This is a genomic window from Amycolatopsis sp. lyj-23 (assembly GCF_046549135.1).
Lineage (GTDB): Bacteria > Actinomycetota > Actinomycetes > Mycobacteriales > Pseudonocardiaceae > Amycolatopsis.
Genome location: NZ_JAJPWN010000006.1, coordinates 43987 through 66571, shown reverse-complemented (window position 1 = coordinate 66571; position 22585 = coordinate 43987). Strand labels below are relative to the sequence as shown.

Genomic DNA, 22585 nt, shown 5'->3' with positions numbered 1-22585 from the left:
TCCGCCGGCCGCTTCCTCAGAAAATCGCGAGCGGGTTGACCGGCACTCCGCTCGCCCCCTGGACGGGCATCGCTCCCAGCGTGAACAGGAAGTCATGGCGGCCCAGTTCGCTGCACACGGCAGCCAGCGCGGACACGTCCGCGTTGTCGACCAGGGGCAGACCCAGCCGCGCGAGCCCGACTCCGTGCAGCACCGGCGGTTTCCCGGCGCCCGGGGGGAGATCGCCGATATCACTGGCCAGCACGCTGATCTCCTGCTCGGCCATCCACCGGACCGCGTCCGGTGTCATCGCCGGCAACGGTTCGGCCAGGTCCCGGTGGACGACCCAGCCGCCGCGCACCACCAGAGCGTCGCCGGACTGGACGCGGACACCGGCCCGCTGCGCGGCGGTGCCGAGATCCGCGGCCGTCACCTCATGGCCCGGCGCGAGCCGGCCGCCCGGCGCCAGGTCGAGGAATACTCCGGCGGTGGTGATCCCGGCGGCGAAGGGTGTCGTCGATCCGTGCCGCAGGGTGCCCTGGGCCACCGCGTCGTCGACCGCGACACCGGGGTAGACCTGGCCGTCCACCGGGAAGTGCGCCAGCGCGTCGACGTGCGTCAACGCGACGTGGTGGGTGTTCACGACGAGGACGTCGGACAGGGCCCTCGCCGGTGACCCGGTGAAGTAGAGCAACTGCTGCACCGGCGCCGGCATCGGGGCGAGCCCGTGCGGCACCGGGCCGCCCCCGGCAAGGGTCACCGCGGCGACGGGGTGCGCGAGCGACACCCCGCGCCCGGTGCGGACCGACGCCGCGCCCCGGGCTCGCGCCTGGTCGGTGATGAAGTTCAGCGTTCCGTATTCGTCGCGCTCGCCCCAACGGCCCCAATTGCCCGGCATGTCCGTCGAGGCGGCGGTCGGCTGATCGTTCACGAGGCACCTTCCGGCGCGAGGCGCGGGAACAGCTGCTCGGCGTTGCCGCGGTTGAGAGCGTGCCGCTGCTCGTCGGTCAGCTCGAACGCGTCGAGCCGTTCGGTGAATTGACGGGATTGCTCCGGGCGGAACTCGTAGGGCCAGTCGGAGCCGAAGGTGAGGTGCCCGGGGTCGGCGAAGGCCAGCAGCGAAGGGAGCGCGTACGGGCTCCCGGTCAGCGCTGTGTCGTAGTAGAACGTCTTCAGCTGGGCCACGGTGTCGGCCTCGTCGGTCTCCCGGGAAATCATGCTGGCGATCCGGGTGGCGGCGTAGGGGACGTAGCCGCCACCGTGGGAGAGGAGGATGCGCAGCCGGGGGTAGCGGCGCGGGCAGTCGTGCTTGACGAGGTTCACCGCCGCGCGGGTGCTGTCGGCCAGGAAGTCGACGACCCCCGAGGTGATTCCCTCGACCGCCGGCCCCGGCAGGGCGGCGGGGTGGACGAAGAGCACGGTTTCCCGCTCGTCGAGCAGCTGCATCAGCGGATCCCACCGCGGCGAGCCGACGTAGGTGCCGTCGACGTTGCCGAACAGGATGACGCCGTCGGCGCCCAGGTCGTCCAGCGCATACCGGGCCTCCTCCAAGGAGGCGTCGAGGTCGGGCAGCGCCAGCGTCGCGAAGAAGCCGAAGTGTCCGGGGTCCTCGCGCCGCAGCTCTCCGCAGAACTCGTTGACCGCGCGCGCCCGCCGGCGTACTTGCGCGGGATCGTCGCCCGGCCCCCAGCGGACGCTGGGGTTGGGTACCGACAGGATCGCGGTGCCGATGCCGATCGCGTCCATGGCCGCCAGCGCGGATTCCGCATGCCAGTCGATCAGCGCCCCCTGGTAGTCAGGGTTTGCCTTGAGCCAGGCCAGGTACTCCGGAGGCACCACATGGGTGTGGGTGTCGATGCGCCCGCGCACCTGCTCCGGTACCGGCGGCGCGTTGGTCACCGCGTGCTCGACAACGGCCATGACGATCTCCTTCGGTGTGATGTGTCCAGGACCGCGCGGTCAGGGCGCCGCGCGGGATTGCGCCTGCTCGGCCAGCCGGATCAGCGCGTCGGCGAGCTGCGCCAGCGTCTCCGAGTGCGCCGTCGAGCCGGCCTGCGCGGCCAGGAAGGCACCCTCGAACGTGGCCGCGGCGATGTCGACCAGCCGGTCCGCGGTCTCGACGGCCGCCGGACCCCCGGGCTCCGCGAAGCAGAGGGCCAGCGCGTCGCGCAAACCTTCGCGCTGTTGCTGCCGCAGCCGGGCGACGGCGGCATTCGCCTCACCGGTCGGTGCGCTGAGCAGCAGAATGGTCTGCAGGCGCAGAAACCCGGGTGACTCTTCGATGATGCGGGCAGCGCGCTGCAGCACCCAGGTCACCCGCTCTCGAGGGGACCCCTCTCGAGGAACGTCGTCCAGGGACGTCTCCGCCGCGAAGCGAGCCGCCCCCCGCTCCATCACGGCCTTGAGCACGCCTTCCTTCGAGCCGAAGTGCCAGTAGATGGAACTGGCCGGCAGTCCCGAAGCACTCGCCAGCGCGGAGATGCTGGTGCCGTCGTAGCCGCGTGCGGCCATCAGCTCGCTGGCCGCGTCGAGGATGTCCTCTCGCGAGCGGTCGCCCTGCAGCTGGCGCCGGTTTTTCGCAGGTGGTGAACTCATTGCCGCAGCTTACGGAGAGGACCGGCGCCCACCACCCGAGCGCCGTTCACGACGCTCCATCCGCGGAGGTGACCGACCGGATCCGCAGTAACCGCAGGATCGCGGTCCTGCGCGTGGCAGGCGTGCCCCGCCAGGCGGCGAGGCCGACGGCGAGCAGGAGGGCTGCGCCGTTGAACAGGTCGGGGGTCCAGATGGGCAGGCCGGCCAGTTGGAGGCCTTTGACTCCGACGGCGAGGACGTAGGCGGCCACGACGGTGCCCCAGATGTTGAACCGGCCTCCGCGGAACTGGGTGGAGCCGAGGAACACCGCGGCGATGACGGGGAGCAGGAATCCGGGTCCGATGGTGGGGTCTCCGGCCGAGAGCTGGGCGGTCTCCAGCAACCCCGCTCCCGCCGCGACCACACCGCCGGTGATCAAGGCGTAAAGCAGGACGCGGGAGGTACGGACGCCGGTGAGCGCGGCGGCGTGCGGATTGCCGCCGGTGGCGTAGATCTGTCGGCCCAGCGGGGTGCGTTCCAGGACATACCACAGGAGGATGGCGACGACGATCATGATCCAGAACGGATAAGCCAGGCCGAGGAACTGGCCGGTGGCGATCCGGGAGAAGCCCTCAGGAAGGCCGACGATCTGCTCGCTGCCCGACAGCCAGGCGATCACGGCGGTCAGCAGCGAGGACACGCCCAGGGTGGCGATGAACGACGGAATCCTCGCGCGGGTGATCATCAGCCACGAGAGAATCCCGACCGCAGCTCCCGCTGCGAGCGACAACATCACTGCCACCGGTGTCGGCAGGTGGCCGATCAGCAGCCAGGCGGTGACGATGGCGCCCAGTCCGACCTCGGTTCCGATCGCCAGGTCCACCACGCCTGCGGCGATCGGCACCACCAAGCCCACCGCGACCAGGCACGTGATGGCCTGATCCGACAGCAACGACCGCCAAGTGCCGGCAGTCAGAAAGGAGTCGGGCACCCACAGCGAGAACACCACGACCATGACCGCCAGCAGGTACAACGCCGCCACGTTCCGAAAAGCCACCGCCCCCCGCAACCGCGCCGGCCAACGCCCACCCGCCACCTTTGGCGGGATGCGGTCCGAGGCTCGGGCGGTGGTGATGCGGGCGGCGAGGTCGGCACGGCGGATGCGCCGTCGGCTCCAAGCCGCCGGGGTGCTGCCACGCAGGAGCCGGAGGACGGCCTCGCGCCGGGTCCCGACCGGTCTGCGCCAGGCGGCGAGGCCGACGGCGAGTAGGAGGGCTGCGCCGTTGAAGAGGTCGGGGGTCCAGATGGGTAGGCCGGCCAGTTGGAGGCCTTTGACGCCGACGGCGAGGACGTAGGCGGCGGCGACGGTGCCGCAGATGTTGAACCGGCCTCCGCGGAATTGGGTGGAGCCGAGGAAGACTGCGGCGATGACGGGGAGCAGGAAGCCTGGTCCGATGGTGGGGTCTCCGGCTGAGAGCTGGGCGGTCTCGAGTACTCCGGCTCCCGCGGCGACCACGCCGCCGGTGATCAGTGCGCCGAGGATGATCCGCGAGGTGCGGATGCCGGCCAGCGCTGCCGCCTCACTGGATCCGCCCATTGCGTCGACATTGCCGCCGGTGGCGTAGATGCGTCGGCCGAGTGGGGTGTGTTCCAGGACGTACCACAGCAGGGTGGAGACGGTGATCATGATCCAGAAGGGGTAGGTCAGGCCGAGGAACTGGCCGGTGGCGATCCGGGAGAAGCCGGTGGGGAGGCCGATGATCTGTTCGCTGTTCGACAGCCAGGCGATCACGGCGGTCAGCAGTGAGGAGACGCCCAGGGTGGCGATGAACGAGGGGATCCTGGCGCGGGTGATCATGAGCCAGGAGAACACTCCGACTCCGGCTCCTGCCGTCAGTGACAGCAGTACCGCTACCGGTGTCGGCAGGTGGCCGATCAGCAGCCAGGCGGCCACGATCGCGCCCAGTCCGACCTCGGTTCCGATCGCCAGGTCCACCACGCCTGCGGCGATGGGTACCACGAGACCGACCGCGACCAGGCAGGTGATGGCCTGGTCCGAGAGCAGTGATCGCCAGGTGCCGGCGGTCAGGAAGGAGTCGGGTACCCACAGCGAGAACACCACGACCATGACTGCCAGCAGATACAACGCGGCGATGTTGCGGAAAGCCACCGCCTTTCGCAACCGCACCGGCCAACGTCCACCCACCAGCTCCGGCAGCGTTTCACCCGGGGCCTTTCCGGGCGTCGCGACGTTCATGGCCTTGTTCTCCTCGCTGCATTTGCTCGCTGCACTCTCGGGTCCTGCGCCCTGGAGGGTTCGTACACCGACGGCCGCTTCACTTCCGGACACCGCACGGTCAGGCACCGCGCTCACCTCCCCGGTCCTCGCCGCGGACCGCGCCGGCGACTGCCAGCAGGTCCAGTTCGTCCCGCACCAGGCGGGCCTCGGTCAGTTCAGCCCGGGGTACTTCGCTGACCACGCGGCCTTCCCTGAGAACCAGCACCCGGTCGCACAGGGTCACCAGTTCCTTGGTGTCGGACGAGCACAGCAGCACCGCGGTGCCCTCGCCGCGGGCAGCGAGGATCAGCTCGTAGATGGCTGCCTTCGCGCCGACGTCGACGCCCTGGGTGGGCTCGTCGAGCAGCAGCACCCGGGGCCGGACCCGCAGCCACTTGGCCAGCACGACCTTCTGCTGGTTGCCGCCGGAGAACAGCTGCAACCGCCGCTCGGGGTCGGCCGGGCGCAGCCCGACCGTGTCCATCCAGGCACGGGTCTCGGCCCGCTCGGACCGGGTGTCGAGGCGGCCGAACGCGCGCCGCAGCGGTCGCATCGCCGGCAGCGTCAGGTTTTCCCGGACGGTCATCCCCATCACCGCGCCACCCCGTCGGCGGTCGGCCGGGACATAGGCCATTCCGGCCTCGATCGCCGCCATCGTGTCGTCGGCGGCCAGTTCCTCCCCGGTGACCTCCACCCGGCCCCCGGACCGGTGCGCGGCACCGAACAGCATGGGCCCCAGGTGCTCCCTGCCCGATCCCAGGATGCCGCCGATACCCACGATCTCCCCGGCTCGCAGGGTCAACGAGAAGTCGTTGATCCCCTCGCCGCTGATCCCGGCGACCTCCAGCACCGGTGGGCCCGGAGCGGCCTGCCTGGTCCTCGACAGGTCGGCCACGGCCCGGCCGGCGATCAGGGCGACGATGGCATCGTGGTCCAGGCGGTCAGTGGGCTCTTCCGCCACCACCTTCCCGTTCCGCAGGACGATCACGCGGTCGGCCAGCTCGAGTACTTCGTCCAGGCGGTGGGAGATGAAGACCACTCCCGCGCCGGAGGCCGCGACCCGCCGGACCGCCTCGAAAAGCAGCTGCACCTCGTCGCCGTGCAGCGCCGTTGTCGGCTCGTCCAGGATCAGCACGTTGTCCGGGCGGGTCCAGCCGTCCATCGCCCGGGCGATGGCCACGATCGCCCGCTGCGCCGGGGACAGCCGGCCGACGGGAAGGGTCACGTCGAAGCCGGGGCCGAACCGGGCGATCAGCTCTTGGGCGCGTCGCCGCTCCGCTGCCCCGTGCACCGGGGCCAGGCTCCGGCCCGGGGAGGTGCGGCGCAGCCCCAGGTTTTCGACCGTGGTCAGGATGTCGGCCAGCCCGAGGTCCTGGTGGATGAAGTGCAGCTCCTCCCGCGCCGAGAGCCCCGACACCAGTCGGCCCTCGGCATCGCGGACCTCCACGACTGATCCCGGATCAGCGGAGTGGACTCCTGCGAGGATTTTCACCAGCGTCGACTTCCCGGACCCGTTGTGGCCGAGGACCGCGACGATCTCACCGGAGCGGACTTCCAAGGCCACGTCGTCGAGTGCCTTCAGCCCAGGGAACGTTTTCGACATACCGCGCACGCGCAGCAGCGGTACGGATTCGGTGTCCACGGGTCATCCCGCCGGGTGCCACAGCGTGGCGAACCGCTGCTGGTAGTCCGGGTAGGCGGACCAGCCCCGAGACGGGTCGAAGGTGATGTCCTGCTGTCCGAGCAGCTGGATCGGCACCTCGCCGGCCTGCTCGGAGGCTGTCGGCTGGTCACCCTCGACCAGCCGCGCCGAGGCGTCGACAGCGGTCCACACGGCGATCGGGAAGTCGACGGCCAGACCGGCCGTCATGCCGCCGTCCTTGATGTCCTGCAGGCCTCCCGGCTGGGGCGCGTAGCCGAGGGTCGTGACCGACAGACCGGCCGCCTTCATCGCGGTCGGCAGACCGGCGGCCACCTCGGCGCTCGCGAACACCGCCACGTCGGTTTTGGGATGCGACTGCAGGTCGGTGACGACCGTGCGGGCGGAGGTGGTACCCAACGTGGCGACGTTGATCTGTACCGCCCGGACTGCGCATCCCGCGCAGTACTTCCGCATCTCCTCTTCGAAAGCCTGTTGCTGCTTGGTGGAGAAGTCGATCGCGGGCACGCCGTAGAACACGACGTCGGCCTTGGCACCCTTGTTCGCGATGACCCAGTCGGCCATCAGCTTCCCCGCCGTCTGGGTCGTCTGCAGACCGATGTAGTTGAAGGTGACGCCGTACGGTGCGGTGTCCCGCGCGACCGAGATCGTGACGACCTTGATGCCGGCCGCGGACAGGTCCTTGAGCGCACCGCCGAACACGTTCGGGTCGATGCCGGAGATCACCACGACGGCCGGCTTGAGGGTGAGGACGCTGGAGACCGCGGCCTGCATGGACTGTGCGGTGGTGCCGGCGCTCACCGCGGTCAGGGTGCCCCCGACCTCCTTGACCGCGGGCGCCAGCAGCTTGGCTGTGAATCCGCACGCGGCGGTTCCGCACTGCAGGAAGGCGAACTTCGTTCCGGCCGGCAGTGGCTTGCTGAGTGGCTGCGTCACCGGAAACGCGCCGGAGTGACCGGTGTAAGGCGCGACAGCCGCCTTCGCCGCCGCCAGGTCGGCTCCCTGTGCCGATGCCCCGGACGAGGTCGAGCCTGACCCGCAGGCCGTGACCGAGAGAGCCATCACCGTCGCCGCACCCGCCGCTGCCGCTCGTAGCGCGGTGCTGTGCCTCCAGTGTCCGCCGGCACTCGTGGGTGCCGACCGGGTCGGCGTGGTTTTCCCCGTGGACCTGGATGCGCGGGACCGTGAAGGCGGGACGCTGCCGCGCCTCAGGTAACCGATCTTCGCGAGCAGCACTCGACTCTCCTGTCGTCAGTGACACGTTGTCGTTTTGCCACGGTGCGGGCCTCGGGCCCTTCGCTCCTCGAACCGCCGGCCCTGGTGGCTTGCGCAGCGGACACGCACGTCCAATGCCAGGCGGGAGGGGGGTCGACATGCGGCGGGCTCGCTGACCCAGCCCACCGCCTTGCTTCTGTGGCGGTCGTTACATACAGCGGTAGAGTGAAGCTAAGGGAGTGGTCAGACCCTGTCAAGGGCGGTGTGCGTGCCCACGGGATGCGGGGGGATCGCGCGCCGCAAGACGCGACCGCCGCCCTCGTGGCCTTCGGGCCAGCCTTGACACCAGCGTGTCCAAGGTTCAGCATTCGTGAATCTAATGCATAGAGGTGAACGCTGGAGCCTGGCGGGCAGCGGGAACGGCGTCGCCGGTCTTGCGCACACCGGACGCTTCCCCGGCGTGGTCCTCGCCGGCATGCCCTCATCGGAGGAGACAAGAAGATGACTGAGCACATCGCGGTGCGGCATTTCATCGGTGGTGAACGAGTCGGTTCCGCCCGGACCTCGAACAGCATCAACCCGGCGACCGGCGAGGTCATCGGCACCTACGCCGACGCGGACAAGGCGGACGGGCAAGCGGCGATCGACGCCGCCCGCAGCGCCTTCCTCGGCAGCGATTGGCGGCTGGACGCGATGCGCCGGGCCACCGCGCTGAGTCACCTGGCCGACGCTTACGCCGACCGGATGGATGACGTGGTCGCCACGCTCTGCCGGGAGAACGGCAAGCTGCCGGGCGAGGCCGCGTTCGAGGCGCACTTCATCGTCCGGGCCCTGCGCTTCGCCTCGGGGCTCGCGCTGCACACTTTCGGCCGCGTGAGTGACACCCAGCCCGGCCGGCAGGCCATGACGATCCGCCAGCCGGTCGGCGTCGCGGGGCTGATCGCCCCGTGGAACTCGCCGGCGTACCTCTCGATCCGGGCTCTGGCCCCGGCCCTCGCGGCCGGCTGCACCACAGTGCTCAAACTGCCCGGCCAGGCCGCCCAGTCCGGCCACCTGGCGGCGGAGATCTTCGCCGGCGTGCCGGAACTGCCGGCCGGCGTGGTCAACGTCGTCATCGAGTCCGGCTCCGAGGTCGCCGAACTGCTGGTGGAGTCGCCCCAGGTGCCGGTGATCAGCTACACCGGCAGCACCGCGACCGGCCGGATCATCGCCCGGAACGCCGCGGAGAACTTCAAGCGGGTGGGGCTGGAGCTGGGCGGCAAGACGCCCCACCTGGTCTTCGCGGATGCCGATCTCGACCTGGTCCTGCCGACCGTGGTGGCCTCCTCGACCGTGTTCGCCGGGCAGTTCTGCATGACCGGGAGCCGGGTGCTCGTGCAGCGCGAAATCGCCGACGAGTTCACTCAGCAGCTGGCCGAGCGGCTCGAGGCGGTCAAGCCCGGCCCGGCGTCGGATCCAGCCAGCCAGATCGGGCCGATGATCGACACCGCGTCGGTCGCGCGCGTCGACGCCGCCGTCGAAGAAGCCATCGCGGCGGGCGCGAAGCCGATCGTCCGCGGCGGCCCGAGCACCGACCCGGCCCTGGCGGGCGGCGCCTTCTACCACCCGACGCTGTTGTCGGTGGAGGACTCCTCGCTGGCGATCGTGCAGGAGGAAACCTTCGGGCCGGTTCAGACCGTCCAGGTCTTCGACACCGAGGAGGAGGCAGTGACCCTGGCGAACGGCACCAAGTACGGGCTGTCGGCGTCGGTCTACAGCCGCGACGTCGACCGGCCGGCGCGCCTGGCACGGCAGCTCGACGCGGGCCTGATCTCGGTCAATTCCTGGGCCAATCTGACCATCGAGTTCGAAGAGGGCGGCTACAAGGCCAGCGGCCTCGGCCGGCTCGGCGGCACGGCCAGCATGGAGGACTTCCTCGAGTACAAGCAGATCGTGCAGGACTACGTGCCGGCTCAGCACTGATCGCCAGGCGGCACGCCGTACCCGGCCCCTTGAGACCGGGCACCCCGAACAGCGGAAAAAGGAGCAGTCCATGAGCAGCCCGTCCACCCACGCCGACCGCGTCGCCGTCGTCACCGGCGCGGCAGGCGGGTTCGGTACCGCCATCTCCACCGAACTCGCCCGCCGGGGCGCCGACATCATCGCGGTCGACCTGAACCCCGCGGACAAGACGGTCTCGGCAGTGCAGGAGACCGGCCGGAAGGCGCTCGCGTTGCAGGCGGACCTCACCGACCCTCAGCAGGTCGAAGCCATCACCGCCGACATGCTCGGATTCGCCGGGCACGTCGACATCCTCGTCAACAACGCCGGCGCCTTCCCCTTCCGGGACATCTGGGAGCTGGACTTCGCGGAGTGGAAGCGCATCCAGGGCATCAACCTGGACTCCCAGTTCCTCATGGCGAAGGCCGTGATGGGCTCGATGCGCGACGGGTCCTGGGGGCGGATCGTCAACATCGCCTCGAACTCGCTCGGCCTCGCGGTGCCCGACATGGTCTCCTACATGGCCGCCAAGGGCGGGGTCATCGGCTTCACCCGGGCCCTGGCCACCGACCTGGCTCCGCACGGCATCACCGTCAACGCCGTCTGTCCCACGGCGTCGAGCACCCCGGGCGGCCAGGCTTTCATCGGTGACGAGGTGCTGGAGATGGTCGCCGGCATGCAGGCGATCAAGCGGGTCGGGACGGCCGCCGACATCGTGGGCACCGTCTGCTTCCTCTCCAGCGACGATTCGGCCTTCGTGACGGGTCAGACCATCGTCGCCGACGGTGGCTTGATGCGGGTGTGAGTGGTCTTCTACATCGGCGAGGAGCGGTCATGAACGACACCACCGAGATCACGCAGGTGATCCTCAAAGAGCGCCAGGGGCGCGACCGCGGCTGGTTCGACCAGGAAGGGTCCTGCTTCCACCCGCATTCGCGGGTCCGCATCACCTGGTTCGACGGATCCGGGGCCGAGTTCGTCGAGCTGTCCCGGGCGAGCTTCGCGGAGGGGCTCCGGCCCAGCCACCGGCTGTCCCCGCCCGTGGTGCACACGGCGGCCGACCGCGCGGTGGCGGAGGTTCCGGCCGAGATCTCGATCGTCCAGAGCTTCGGCGGCGTCGACGCCTACGTCATCTCCTCCACCCGGCTGCTGTACCGGCTGGAACGCATCGAGGACAGCTGGAAGATCTCCCGCCTCGACTGCATCTACGACCGCGACACCCTCGTACCCGTGGTGTACGGGACGTCGCCGAAGATCGACCCCGAGGTCCTGACGCGATTCCGCAGGCCGTTCATGTACCTCGCCTACCACCTGCACGAGATCGGCAAGCCGCTTCGGGACGATCTGTACGGAAGCGATCGCCCGGAGCAGGTGGACGAGCTCTACGAGGCCGCCTTCGGCTGGCTGCACCAGGTGCCCGCCACCCGGTGAGACAGCCGGCCCCGCACGCGACACCCTCTGACAACGTCGAAGGAAGAAGGACATGAAGGCTGCCGTACTGCACGAGCTGGGTTCCGCGCCCGCGTACGACGAGTTCCCGCCGCCGACGGGCGGTGGCGGGAACTCGGTGCTGCGGGTCACCGCCGCTGGAGTGCACCATTTCGTGCTCCTGCGCGCGTCCGGTCGGTTCTACGGCGAAGTGCCCCCCGTTCCGCACGTGGTGGGAACCGACGGGGTCGGCTTCACCGACGACGGGGAACGGGTCTTCTTCGACGAGACCGTGGGACCCTACGGCGCCTGGGCTGAACAGACCCTCGTACCCACCGACCGGCTGATGCCGGTGGCGCCCGGCATCGACGACCTCGCCGCCGCCGCGCTGGGCAACACCGGGCTGGTGGCCTGGACCGCCCTGACCTGGCGCGCGCGGCTTCAGCCGGGTGAGACGGTACTGGTCCTGGGTGCCACCGGAGCGCTGGGACGCATCGCCCATCAGGCGGCCCGCGCGCTGGGCGCCGGTGCGGTGGTGGCCGCCGACCTGCCGGGACCGGCTCTCGACCGGCTCGCGGCCGAGCCCGGCCTGTCTGCCGTTCCCCTCACCGACGATCCGGACAACTTCGCGCGGACGGTGATCGACCGGGCCGGCCCCGCCGACGTGATCATCGATCCGCTGTGGGGCCTCCCCGCACTGGGGGCGATCAAGGCGGCACGGCACGGCGCCCGGTTGATCCAGATGGGGCAGGTCGCCGCTCCTTCGCTCGATCTTCCGGCCGCCGAGCTGCGGGCCCGGGCGATGGACCTGCGCAGCTATGCGCTTTTCCACTGCCCGTTCGAGGAGCGCCGCGCCGCCTACCTGGACCTCACCCGGAGTGTCGCGGCCGGCCAGGTGGAGGTCGACGTCGAGGCCGTACCACTACGAGAGGTCGAGGCCGCCTGGGCGCGGCAGGCCGCCGGAGCGCGCCGAAAGCTCGTGCTCGTCCCCGGATAGCGTGGCTGACCGCGGTCGGCAGCACGCCTTCGCCGGCGACCCTCGTCGGTCGATGACCTCGCGACTTTTGTCAGTGAATAGAGTGAGGACGTGACCGCCTCGCAGCTGCCGCCCGACCCGAGTGACGAGCCCGGGACGTCGCCCGCGCGACAGGGCATCCAGTCCGTCGAACTCGCCATGACGGTGCTGCAGGCGCTGGAGCAGGGGCTCGGCCCCATGACGCTCAGCCAGATCGCCGTCGCGAGCGGGATGCAGCCGAGCAAGGCGCACCGCTACCTGGTGAGCCTGGGGCGCGCCGGGCTCGTAGCCCAGTCGGCCCGGTCGGGACGCTACGACCTCGGGCCCGCCCTGCGCAGGCTGGGCATCGAGGCGCTGCGCCGGATGGACGAAGTCTCCTTGGTTTCCGAGCACCTGCCGGCCGTGCGCGACCGGACCGGTCACGCGGTCAATCTTGCCGTCTGGGGCGACCACGGACCGGTCGTCGTCCGCTGGGAGTACGGGTCGTACGCGCTGCCCATCACCGTCCGGGTCGGCGCCACGATGTCGCTGCTGACGTCGTCCATCGGCCAGGTCTATCTGGCCCACCTGCCGAAGACGCTCACCGGACCGCTTCTTCGCGGTCAGCTCCGGACGCCCGGTGCCCCCAGCCGGGACGAGGTCGAGGGGTTCACCGCCGAGGTCCTGCGCACCGGCGTCGCGGTCACCTCCGGTGGCGTCGTTCCCGGGGTGGTCTCGGTCGCTGCGCCGGTGTTCTCCGCGGCGGATTCGCTGCCGCTGGTGGTTGCCGTCGTCCTGCCCGCCCAGCAGGCCACCGATGCCGAGCTGACTTCCGTTACGGCGGAACTGCTGAGCTCGGCCCGGCTGATGTCGCAGGAGCTCGGGCACTCCTAGCCAGAGCGGCCCTCGCGCTGCCGGGCGGGCCGCTCCGGCTCATCCGGCTGGCTCGAAGCCGGCACCGTGGTCGCCGGTCGTGCGCCCGTGCCACCCGTGACCGGCCAGGACGTCGGCCAGCTCGTCGAGCACGTCCGGCAGGTCGGTCACCGAGCGCGCGGTACCGAAGACGTATCCGTCGGGTCGCTGCACGAAGGCCCGGGCGTCGTTGGCCTGGAACCACTGGTCGTACTCGGCGTCGAGGTCGAGGTAGTAGCCGGGGCCGGGGCCCCGCGACACGTGTGCGATGTCCATGTCCAGCCTGGCGATGAGGTCCCGCTGCCGATGGTCGAACAACTCGGGCGGAACGGCGTGCCGGGCTATGATGCGCCACCCGGACCCGGAACCGAACTCGTCGAACCGGTCGACCCTGCGATCGAGCGCCACCCGGGCCTGGGGGGAGAGCCGGCCGACGGCGCTCCCGAGTTCGTCCTCGGAGCCCCTGGCCACGATGCCGGGTCCCAGCCGGGGAAAGATCGGCGGGGTGGGGACTTTCCCGGCGCGCAGCATCTCGTCGCGCTGCCGGGCGGCCTCGGGATCGCGCATGAGCACGAGCTCGCCGAAGGCCATCGAAATCTCGGTCAGCCGGCGTACGTGCGGCGCCCGCTCCGACTCGTAGGTGTCCAGCAGGGTCTGGTCCGCCTCGCCGCGGAAGACCGCGTCGAGCTTCCACGACAGGTTCAACGCGTCGCGGATTCCGGAGCACATGCCCTGGCCCATGAACGGGGGCATCGTGTGGGCAGCGTCGCCGGCGAGCAGCACCCGCCCCTGTCGCCAGGGGGTCGTCAGGGAGCTTTCGAAGGTGTAGACGCCTCGCCGTTCGATCCGGCCGATTTCGGGAGTGATGTCCCAGTGCTTCAGCAGCTCCCAGCAGCGCTGCTCGTCCATCAGCTCGGTGCGGCTCTCGCCCTCGTTCAGGGCGAATTCGAACCGGGAGTGGCGCGGACCCGACCAGCGGCCCGCCAGCAGCGGCCGGTTGATGTCGAGCACCTGGTACACCTCGGGCAACTGGGGCAGGTGGACGTCGGGGTCGGTGTGCTCGATGTCGATGACGAGCTGGTCGAGGGCCGGGAACCCCAGGTCCGTCCGTTCGCTGCCGATGCAGGAACGCACCCAGCTGCGCGCTCCGTCGGCGCCGATGACGTAGCCGGCGCGGACGGTACCCGGCTCGGCGCCCGGCCGTGGTTCGGCTTCCGGGCCGTGGCTGGGGACGACGGTGAGCGTGACCGCGTCGTCATCCTGCACGAGCCCGGTCGCCACGGTCCCCATGCGCACCTCGACCCCCAAGGCGCGAACCCGGGCATCGAAGATCGCCTCGATTTCCGGCTGGTAGGAGAGGTAACTTTCCTTCCAGCCCGCGCCCCCCTTGCCCAGCATGACGGTCGCCAGGATGTCCATGTCCGCCGAGGTCAGGCTCCACTCCACCATGGGGCGGGCCACCAGCTCGACGTCTTCCGCCACGCCCAGCTTCTGGAAGGTGCGCATCGTCTCGCTGTCGAGGTGGCCCGCCCGGGACAGCGAGTACCGCTGGGGCCAGCGCTCGAGGACGACCACGTCCAGTCCGCGCTGGGCGAGCAGCCCGGCGGTGATCATGCCGACCGGCCCGTAGCCCACGATGGCGACGTCGCAGTCGGTGTGCGGAGCCGGCGTCCGCTCGGTGGCCTTGCTGGCAGGGGTCACGTCGTCTCCTGGTGGATGCTCTCGATGACCGGACCGTCGGTTCGCGGCTCGTCAAAGGAAACGAACCGCGGCGCAGCCCGTGCGACGCGGTCGTCCAGTTCCGTAAGGAACGTTCTAGTTAATTCGGTCACGGTAAATGGGCGCGCGTCGTCACGTCAAGCCGGGCGGCGGGGCAAGAAGCACGTTCACCTATATGCAGTCGATTCACTCCAGTGGTACGTTGCTGGCAAGACGACCCCCCGTTGTTGAGGAGTTGGCATGGGTGTCCACCGCGTGATCAGCCTGGTCCGGGAGGTGCCGAACCTCCCGTTGACCCGCGCCTTCTACACCGAGTTCGGCCTACGGGAGACCTCACCCGGCGCCTTCGCCACCGAGGTGGGCGGCGAGCAGTTGTTCCTGCGCAGCGGCGACGTGCCGCGCATCGCCGAGCTCAACATCGCCGCGGACGCGGAGGCCGACCTCGATGCGATCGCGCAGCGGTTCGAGGGGCTCGGCATCGCTTCGGTGCGCTCCGCTGCCGGTCTGGAGGCGACGGAGCCGGTGAGCGGCGTCCTGGTCCGGGTTTCGGTGGCGGATCGCCTGCCGAAGGACCCCGCTCCGAGCGTGCCGACGTCGGTGGACCGGACCGATCTCGTCCAGCGGGAGCCGGTCCGGCCACTGCGGCTCGGTCACGTGGTCATCGGCTGCACCGACGTGGAGGAGGCGAAGCGCTTCTTCCTCGACGGCATCGGCATGCGGCTCAGCGACTACGTCATCGGCGGCCCGTTCATGCGCTTCGAAACCGACCACCACAACATCGTCCTCCTGCCGGCTCCGATGACGCTGCTGCACCACACGGCGTGGAAGGTGCGCGGTGTCGACGAGATCGGCTACGGCGGTTCGCGGATGATCGAGAACCACCCCGAGCGGCACGCCTGGGGGCTCGGCCGGCACGCCGCGTCGGCGAACTACTTCTGGTACCTCAAGGACCCCGCGGGGGCCTTCTCCGAGTACTACTACTCGGAGATGGACGGGCTGGCGGACTCGCCGTACTTCTGGGACCCCGATCCGGACAGCGAAGAGCTGCCCGTCGCCGCGTGGGCGTCCCCGGCCCTGCAGGACCAGCCGCTGGTCCCGGAGGCCATGCGGGCACCGATCCTGACCGCGGACCAGTGAGCGGGCCGGCGAGCCGGCCGGCGGAGGACTACGACGTCCTGGTCGTCGGCTACGGCCCGGCGGGCATGGCGCTCAGCGCGCTGCTGGGCAGACAGGGACACCGGGTTGCGGTCATCGAGCGGTACGCCGGGCTCTACAACCTGCCCAGAGCCGCGACGTTCGACGACGACGTCATGAGGTTGCTGCAGAAGCTCGGCATCGCCGGACGAGTCGCCGTCGGCACTCGGGTGCAACGCAGGTACGACTGGTGCAACGCCGAAGGGGAAACCCTGATCGGCAACGAGTTCTCCGACTTCGGCCGTTCCGGCTGGCCGGAGTTCAACATGATGTTCCAGCCGGTACTGGAACGCGAACTCGACGCCCTGTGCCGACGCACCCCCGGCGTCGAAATCATCCGGGGCCTCGTGGCCACCGACTTCCGGCAGACCGGCGACGCGGTGGAGGTCGCCGCCCGGCCGGCCGACGAACTGGGAAGAGCCGCAACCGGATCGGAGGACCGGGCACGGAAGTTCACCGCCCGGTTCGCCGTCGGGTGCGACGGTGGGAACAGCTCGCTCAGGTCGAGCCTCGGCATCGAGATCGACGACTACGGCTTCCAGGAGCCGTGGCTGGTCTGCGACTTCCGCCTCACCCGCGAGGTCGACCTGCCCATGGCGCTGCAGTACGGCGATCCCGAACAACCGACCTCCATCATCTCCATCGGGCCGCACCACCACCGCTTCTCCTTCATGCTCGACGAAGCCGTCCCCTCGGCCGAGGCCGTTGACCCCGCGCAGGTGTGGCACCGGGTCAAGCGCTGGATCGCCCCCGAGGACGCCGAACTCATCCGGGTCGCGCCCTACACCTTCCGCTCGACGGTCGCCCGGGAGTGGAAACGGGGCCGGTTCCTGCTGGCCGGCGACGCCGCCCACCAGATGCCCCCGTTCCTGGGCCAGGGCATGTGTTCCGGCTTCCGGGACGCTCACAACCTCGCCTGGAAACTCGATCTCGTCCTGCGGGGAGCGGACGACGAGCTCCTGGAAACCTACGCAGCCGAACGCTCGCCGCACGTCCGGGCCATCACCGAAAAGGCGGTCGAACTCGGGCGGCTCCAGACCATCCGCGACAAACGGGCGGCCAGACTGCGGGACGAGGAACTGCTCCGGCGCCGGCGCTCTGGCCAGCTCCCCGAAGGCTTCCGCTTCCCCGGCTACCGCACGGGCTTTCTCGCGGCGGCCGCACCGGGCGACACGGCCCGCGGACAGCTGTTCCCGCAGGCGTGGGTCGCGCAGCCGCCAGGCCGCAGGCAGCGCTTCGACGACGTGTCCGGCGGCGGGTGGCTGCTCGTCGCCTGGGACGCATCGGCGATCGCCGGCCGCGACGACGACCTGGCAGCGTGGCGCACCGTGGGCGGCTCGGTACTCGTCCTCGGCGCCCCGGCGAACGGCGAGCCCGGAGCCGTAACAGCGATCGACGACGTCGACGGCGTGTACCGGCGGTGGCTCGACGAACACGCCTGCGCGGCGGTCGTGGTCCGGCCCGACTGGTACGTCTACGGCTCCGCCGTGTCTGCCGGCTCGCTCGGCTCACTCCTGCGCGCGTGCGTGTCGGGCCTGTACCGGCGCCCCGGGGCTGGGACGTCGCAGGCGTAGCGCGAGTTGTCCACTGTGGCCGGGCTGAAGCCAGCCACCCCGTCACCTACCCACCCGAACGAGCGGAGCAAAAGCTATGCGGATCGCCAATGTCGCCGGGCGCACCGTCCTGGCCCACGACAAGGAGCCGGTCGACGTCTTCGAGGCGAGCGGAGGCCGATTCGGCCCCAGTCCCTCAGCGGTTTTCGAGCGATGGGCCGAGTTCCGGGCCTGGGCCGACACCGAGTACGGGACGGTCCCCGCCGTGCACGATGCGGACTGGCCGGCCGCCGAGCACGTCGGGGCGCCCAGCCCGCATCCACGGCAGGTGTTCGCCATCGGGCTGAACTATGCGGAGCACGCGCGAGAGTCCGGCTACGACTTGCCGACGACTCCGGTGGTCTTCACCAAGTTCCCCTCGTGCATCGTCGGGCCGCAGCACGAGTTGTCCCTGCCACACGGCAATGTCGACTGGGAGGTCGAGCTGGTCGTCGTGATCGGTGCGAACGCCTACCGGATCGACGAGGAGCAGGCGTGGGCGGTGGTCGCCGGCCTCACGGTCGGACAGGACCTGTCCGAGCGAGTCCTCCAGCGTTCCGGCCCGGCTCCTCAGTTCAGCGTGGCCAAGTCGTTCCCGGGCTTCGGGCCCACCGGCCCGGTCCTGGTCACCCCCGACGAGTTCGCCGACCCGGACGACCTCGAGATCGGCACCCGTCTGGGCGATGAGGTCCTGCAGCTGGACCGAACCTCCGGGATGGTGTTCGGAGTGCCGGCCCTGGTCGCCTGGCTTTCCCACATCACCCCGCTCTTCCCCGGCGATCTCATCTTCACCGGCACACCGTCCGGCATCGGGATGAGCCGGACGCCGCCGCGCTTCCTCCAGCTCGGTGACGAGCTCATCAGCCACATCGAGGGCATCGGCCAGATCAGGCAGCGGGTCGTCGGTACCTACGCCGTCCCCGCCCCGCCCCACAAGACGGCGGCCGCCCTCGCCGCCGGAGGGTGAGGCTCCTGGATGCGCCCAGCCGCCGGCTCCGTTCTTGCAGCCGGTGGCCGGGCGCAGGCCGCTTTGATCTCCGGCTGCCGGCAACGGAGATCGCGGGAGACCGGCGTGCCGATCCGGTATGCTTGCCGGCTTGACCACCGCAGCCATCGCGAGGTCAGGCCGAGGTCAGCTCGATGCCGCCGCACCAGGTACGGACGATGTTCCGGGTCGCCGTGATGTCGGTGGTGGGGTCGCCGTCGACCAGGACGAGGTCGGCGCGCAGTCCCGGGGCGATGGCACCGCGATCGTCGAGCCGGAAGTACCGGGCGGGCAAGGCGGTGACCGCGCGGAGGGCGTCGATCGCCGGCAGTCCGGCCTGAACCAGGAGTTCCAGTTCGTGGTGGAGGCTGCTGCCGTGCTCGACATGAGCGGGCGCGCCCGGCGCGGCGTTGGCGTCGGTGCCGGCGAGGACGGGCACACCGGCGGCGTGCAGCGTGGCGACGCTCAGGGAGGCACCGGCGAAAGCCTCGGGGCGGCCGACGTTGCCCGCGATGGTCTCCATCATCGACAGCGTGGGAACGATGACCGTCTTCGCGGACACCATCCGCCCGACGATGTCCGCGCCCAGCGGAGCGCCCAGCGGGACGTGGGTGAGGACGTCGGCGCCGATGTCCAAGCCGAGTTCGAAGGCCCCGGGCGTGGCTGCGTGCGCGACGACCAGCTTCTTCCGCCGGTGTGCGGCCTCGACGTAGGCCCGCGCGGCCGCTTCGCCCGGGCCGCCCTCGCCGGGGGCCTCGAGCACGATCTTGAGGTAGTCGGAACCGTGGGCGATTCGGGTGTCCACGAAGGTCTGCGCTTGGTCGGCGGTGCGCAGAACGGAGTCCGCGGGCCGGCCTGGCATCCGTGCGTGCGGGCCGCCTGGGCCGATCGCGGGGGTGCCGGCGCTGCGGATGTCGGTCAGCCCGGGTGCGTCGCGCAGCGCGGCAAGCCGGCTGGCGGGCCAAGTCGCCATGTCGAGCCCGGTGGTCACCCCCCAGCGAGCCAGCTGCTCCAGCGTTTCCCGGCTCTGCAGGTGGATGTGGGCGTCGATCAGACCGGGCAGCAGGACTGCGCCGCCACCGTCGACGACCCGTGCCCCGGCCGGGTCGCTGCCGATGGTGGGGCCGTCGATGACGACGGTGGACGGCTCCCGCAGCGTCCGGCCGTCGAAGACCCGGACATCACGGACGGCGATCTTCTCGGTCATGCGGCCTCCGTGGGCAGTCGGACGAGTCACGGTCACGCGGTGGCCGCGACGGCACGCTCGTAGGCTTTCCGGACCGCGGGGACCAGGGCGGTGGCCGCGGCCGGGTCGACCAGGTCGGGTACGAGTTTGAGGATGTCGCCGGAGCGGCGGTGCGGCGGGACGTCTTCGCCTCGTGCGGTGACGACTACGTGGAAGTGCGGATGGTTCTCACCGAACACGAGCAGATAGGTGGCCGGTGCCCCGGTGACTTCGGTGACCGCGGCGACGAGGTCGCGGGCTCGCCGGGCGAAAGTGTCCAGCTCGTCATCGTCGAGCCCAGTGATCCGCTCGGCGTGCCGCCGGGTACGCAAGATGAACCAGCCCGGCACGGCGAAGGGGGGCACGACCTCGGCGGCCCACAGCTCGTCTCGGAAGACGACAGACGCCCCATCGATGTCGTCAAGACGGCACATCAGGCACTCGGGCGTGGCGGGATTCGTCACCATCGGGCTCGTTCCTGCTCAAGGAGCGCCGACGAGCACGGACATCGGGTTGGGCAAGTCCGCCTTCGCCGACCAAGTCCGGTTCGTGAGCTCGCCGACCTCCGCCCCGTCACGGCGGGCTTCGAGCATCGCCTGCGGGTCGAACGCCGGACCCACGGAGTCGGCCGCGTACTCGGGACCGTTCATGTAAGCGGTGGCGTCGTCGGGTTCGGCGAAGTTGTCGACCTGCATCTCGACGAAGTTGCCGTCCGGGTCCTGGTAGTACATCGACGTGGTCACCCCGTGGGCGATGCACACGGCCGGGGAAACGCCCTTGTCCCGCAGCGACTCGTAGCGGGAGAGCAGGTCGTCGAGGTGGTCGAAGGTGTAGGCGACGTGGTGCATCGCGGCGGTCGCGGGAGTCTTGCGTTCCAGCGGAGCGGGCGAGTTGAGCAGCGCGATGCGGTGGTGTTCCTCGTCGAAGGTGATGAAGGTCAGGTTGTCGTCCTCGTAAACGACGTGGGCGTCGAGGACGGTGCAGTACCAATCCCGCATCTGCGGGGCCTGGCTGGTCTGGAACACCACGTGGGCGAACTTGGGGGTGGTGGACATCGTGCTTCCTTTCTCGGCATTGAGCGAAGGTGATGCGCGGCGGTCGGGTCTACAGCGGTGAGGTGAACCGGGTGCGCATCGAGCCGATGACTTCGGCGAAGGTGACCAGCTCGTCGCCCGGACGCAGGAACCGGGCGGGGTCGCGGGCCATGCCGATGCCCGCCGGGGTACCGGTGAAGATGACGTCTCCGGTGTACAGGCGGACAACCGAGGACAGGTAGGCGATGATCTCCGACACCGGGAAGATCATGTCGCTGGTGCGCGACTTCTGCATCTGCTCGCCGTTGAGCCGGCAGCCGGGACCGATGTCGTCGCGGTCGGGGAACTCGTCGGGGGTGACCAGTTCCGGTCCCATCGGGGCGAAGCCCGGGTAGGACTTGCCGAGGTTGAACTGCGGTACCGGGGGCTTCAGTTGCAGTCCCCGCTCCGACAGGTCCTGCCCGAGTGTAAGCCCGGCGACGTGGTCCCATGCGCGGGAGGCGGGGATGCGGTAGGTGTCCCGGCTCAGCACGACGACCAGTTCGGTCTCGAAGTCGACGGAGCCACGGGGAAGCTCCACGACGGCGGACGGGCCGGTGATCGACGCGGGGAACTTCGTGAACACCACCGGGGAGTCCGGGACGTCCATGCCGGACTCGGCGGCGTGTCGCGGTAGTTCAGCCCGATCGCGAACACCTGCCGCGGCCGGGGCGCCGGCGCGTCGAACTCGTGAACGTCCGAGGGTGCCGTCGGGCCGCCGTTGTAGCCGATCGCCCATGAGCGGAGGTCGTCCCAGTGATGGTAGAGGGCTTGCAGGTCGGCGGGGAAGGCGCCGCCGGAGGCGGACTCGATGTCGATCAGCGCGTCGTCGGCGACGATGCTCGCGCGCCCGGCCGCGTTGACGATGCGCATGGTGGCTCCTTACCCGTGCAGGACGATGGTCTCGCACCCTAGTCTTTATATGTGATAACAGCAACGGGTGAGCATGTCGACGTCCGGCTGGTCGTCTCTATAGTTGATGCACTCGGGGCAGGCGCCCGGACGACAGACGAGGGAGTTCACGTGGCATCACCGTCGACCGGCGTGCGCCCGATCGAGTCGCGTTCGGTGGCCGAGCAGGTCACCGTGGAACTGCGGCGGTCGATCCTGTGCGGAGACCTCGAGCCCGGACGCGAATTCTCGCTGCGGGAGATCGCCGGGATGCTCAACGTCAGCTTCATCCCGGTCCGGGACGCTCTGCGCAACCTTGAAAGCGAAGGGCTCGTCATCACCCGGCCCGGCCGCAGCGCGCTGGTCGCTCCGCTGGACCTCGACGACCTGCATGCCATCTACCGCCTCCGGCGCACGATCGAGCCGGAAATAGCCAGCCGTGCCTGTCTGCTGCTGGCCGATGGTGAGCTCGACCGCCTCGAGCAGCTGGCCGCGGGATTCGGGGACGAACAGCTGGGGATGGATGCGATCTACGATGCCCACCACGAGTTCCACATGGCGTTGCTGGCGCCCGCCGCCAGCGCATGGGATGTCCGGCTGTTGAGCACGCTCTGGCGTGCGGCCGAGCGCTACATCCGCATTGGTTTCGGGGCTCTTGACCCCGATCCGCAGGAGCATCATCGCCGCGAAGAGGCTCACGAAGCCCTGATCGACGTCTTCCGGCGGCGCGATCCGGATGCGGCAGCTCGCGCTGTGCGCGACCATCTCGAACGCAACGAGCGGATCGCGCTGCGGGCGCTCGGTGACGGCGAACCCGCCGACGCGCCGGCGCCTCAGCGTGATCGAACGGCCAAGGACGGGCGTCGCCCGCGGCGCTGAACCACCG

20 protein-coding genes are annotated in these 22585 nt (G+C 70.1%); 9 read left to right on the top strand and 11 right to left on the bottom strand.

Annotated elements, in window-relative coordinates; genetic code table 11:
• Positions 1-16 precede the first annotated feature (16 nt).
• From ACLJPY_RS16150 to ACLJPY_RS16125, 6 genes are all read right to left on the bottom strand, one after another.
• Positions 17-910 carry a cyclase family protein gene (locus tag ACLJPY_RS16150; protein WP_410589323.1) on the bottom strand — a complete coding sequence of 298 codons (894 nt, stop codon included), beginning with the start codon at positions 908-910 and terminating at the stop codon, positions 17-19.
• On the bottom strand, positions 907-1899 hold the full coding sequence (locus ACLJPY_RS16145; RefSeq protein WP_410589321.1) for an amidohydrolase family protein: 993 nt from the start codon (positions 1897-1899) through the stop codon (positions 907-909). The genes ACLJPY_RS16150 and ACLJPY_RS16145 overlap by 4 nt, the downstream gene beginning before the upstream one ends.
• Positions 1900-1938: 39 nt before the next feature.
• Entirely contained in the window at positions 1939-2574 is a 636-nt protein-coding gene (locus ACLJPY_RS16140; protein ID WP_410589319.1) for a TetR/AcrR family transcriptional regulator, read from the bottom strand.
• Positions 2575-2620: 46 nt separating this feature from the next.
• Positions 2621-4810: an ABC transporter permease gene (locus ACLJPY_RS16135; RefSeq protein ID WP_410589318.1), complete on the bottom strand. Its 2190-nt coding sequence runs from the start codon at positions 4808-4810 to the stop codon at positions 2621-2623.
• 100 nt (positions 4811-4910) lie between these two features.
• Positions 4911-6473 (bottom strand): sugar ABC transporter ATP-binding protein, encoded by a 1563-nt coding sequence (locus ACLJPY_RS16130; RefSeq protein WP_410589316.1) that lies wholly within the window; start codon positions 6471-6473, stop codon positions 4911-4913.
• A 3-nt stretch (positions 6474-6476) separates the two neighbouring features.
• A complete protein-coding gene (locus tag ACLJPY_RS16125) occupies positions 6477-7427 on the bottom strand; it encodes a sugar ABC transporter substrate-binding protein (protein WP_410589314.1) in 951 nt (316 codons plus the stop codon).
• 780 nt (positions 7428-8207) lie between these two features.
• Here ACLJPY_RS16125 and ACLJPY_RS16120 point away from each other — a divergent pair.
• The 5 genes from ACLJPY_RS16120 (at position 8208) to ACLJPY_RS16100 (ending at position 13002) form a co-directional block, all read left to right on the top strand.
• Complete coding sequence (locus tag ACLJPY_RS16120; protein ID WP_410589312.1) at positions 8208-9668, top strand: aldehyde dehydrogenase family protein; 1461 nt, start codon at positions 8208-8210, stop codon at positions 9666-9668.
• A 70-nt stretch (positions 9669-9738) separates the two neighbouring features.
• Entirely contained in the window at positions 9739-10491 is a 753-nt protein-coding gene (locus ACLJPY_RS16115; protein ID WP_410589311.1) for an SDR family NAD(P)-dependent oxidoreductase, read from the top strand.
• A 29-nt stretch (positions 10492-10520) separates the two neighbouring features.
• A complete protein-coding gene (locus tag ACLJPY_RS16110) occupies positions 10521-11117 on the top strand; it encodes a nuclear transport factor 2 family protein (RefSeq protein WP_410589309.1) in 597 nt (198 codons plus the stop codon).
• A 52-nt stretch (positions 11118-11169) separates the two neighbouring features.
• A complete protein-coding gene (locus ACLJPY_RS16105; protein WP_410589307.1) occupies positions 11170-12111 on the top strand; it encodes a hypothetical protein in 942 nt (313 codons plus the stop codon).
• A gap of 90 nt (positions 12112-12201) precedes the next feature.
• A complete protein-coding gene (locus tag ACLJPY_RS16100) occupies positions 12202-13002 on the top strand; it encodes an IclR family transcriptional regulator (protein ID WP_410589306.1) in 801 nt (266 codons plus the stop codon).
• Positions 13003-13041: 39 nt separating this feature from the next.
• On the opposite strand, the gene ACLJPY_RS16095 is transcribed toward ACLJPY_RS16100, so the two are convergent.
• Complete coding sequence (locus ACLJPY_RS16095) at positions 13042-14721, bottom strand: bifunctional 3-(3-hydroxy-phenyl)propionate/3-hydroxycinnamic acid hydroxylase (RefSeq protein ID WP_410589304.1); 1680 nt, start codon at positions 14719-14721, stop codon at positions 13042-13044.
• A gap of 258 nt (positions 14722-14979) precedes the next feature.
• On the opposite strand from ACLJPY_RS16095, the gene ACLJPY_RS16090 reads away from it, so the two are divergent.
• From ACLJPY_RS16090 to ACLJPY_RS16080, 3 genes are all read left to right on the top strand, one after another.
• Positions 14980-15876: a VOC family protein gene (locus ACLJPY_RS16090; RefSeq protein ID WP_410589303.1), complete on the top strand. Its 897-nt coding sequence runs from the start codon at positions 14980-14982 to the stop codon at positions 15874-15876.
• Positions 15873-17507: a bifunctional 3-(3-hydroxy-phenyl)propionate/3-hydroxycinnamic acid hydroxylase gene (locus tag ACLJPY_RS16085; RefSeq protein WP_410589301.1), complete on the top strand. Its 1635-nt coding sequence runs from the start codon at positions 15873-15875 to the stop codon at positions 17505-17507. Before ACLJPY_RS16090 ends, ACLJPY_RS16085 begins: the two co-directional genes overlap by 4 nt.
• Positions 17508-17583: 76 nt before the next feature.
• Positions 17584-18492 (top strand): fumarylacetoacetate hydrolase family protein, encoded by a 909-nt coding sequence (locus ACLJPY_RS16080; RefSeq protein ID WP_410589300.1) that lies wholly within the window; start codon positions 17584-17586, stop codon positions 18490-18492.
• A 154-nt stretch (positions 18493-18646) separates the two neighbouring features.
• Here ACLJPY_RS16080 and ACLJPY_RS16075 read toward each other — a convergent pair whose 3' ends face one another.
• The 4 genes from ACLJPY_RS16075 to ACLJPY_RS16060 are packed head-to-tail and all read right to left on the bottom strand — an operon-like array spanning position 18647 to position 21418.
• Positions 18647-19717, bottom strand: a complete 1071-nt coding sequence (locus tag ACLJPY_RS16075) for an amidohydrolase family protein (protein WP_410589299.1) — start codon at positions 19715-19717, stop codon at positions 18647-18649.
• Between the two features lie 32 nt (positions 19718-19749).
• On the bottom strand, positions 19750-20202 hold the full coding sequence (locus tag ACLJPY_RS16070) for a hypothetical protein (RefSeq protein ID WP_410589297.1): 453 nt from the start codon (positions 20200-20202) through the stop codon (positions 19750-19752).
• 15 nt (positions 20203-20217) lie between these two features.
• Positions 20218-20790, bottom strand: coding sequence for a VOC family protein (locus tag ACLJPY_RS16065; RefSeq protein ID WP_410589295.1), 573 nt, complete (start codon positions 20788-20790; stop codon positions 20218-20220).
• 49 nt (positions 20791-20839) lie between these two features.
• On the bottom strand, positions 20840-21418 hold the full coding sequence (locus ACLJPY_RS16060) for a fumarylacetoacetate hydrolase family protein (RefSeq protein ID WP_410589293.1): 579 nt from the start codon (positions 21416-21418) through the stop codon (positions 20840-20842).
• A gap of 413 nt (positions 21419-21831) precedes the next feature.
• Between ACLJPY_RS16060 and ACLJPY_RS16055 the strand changes: the two genes are divergently transcribed.
• Positions 21832-22578 (top strand): GntR family transcriptional regulator, encoded by a 747-nt coding sequence (locus tag ACLJPY_RS16055; RefSeq protein ID WP_410589291.1) that lies wholly within the window; start codon positions 21832-21834, stop codon positions 22576-22578.
• Positions 22579-22585: the final 7 nt, after the last annotated feature.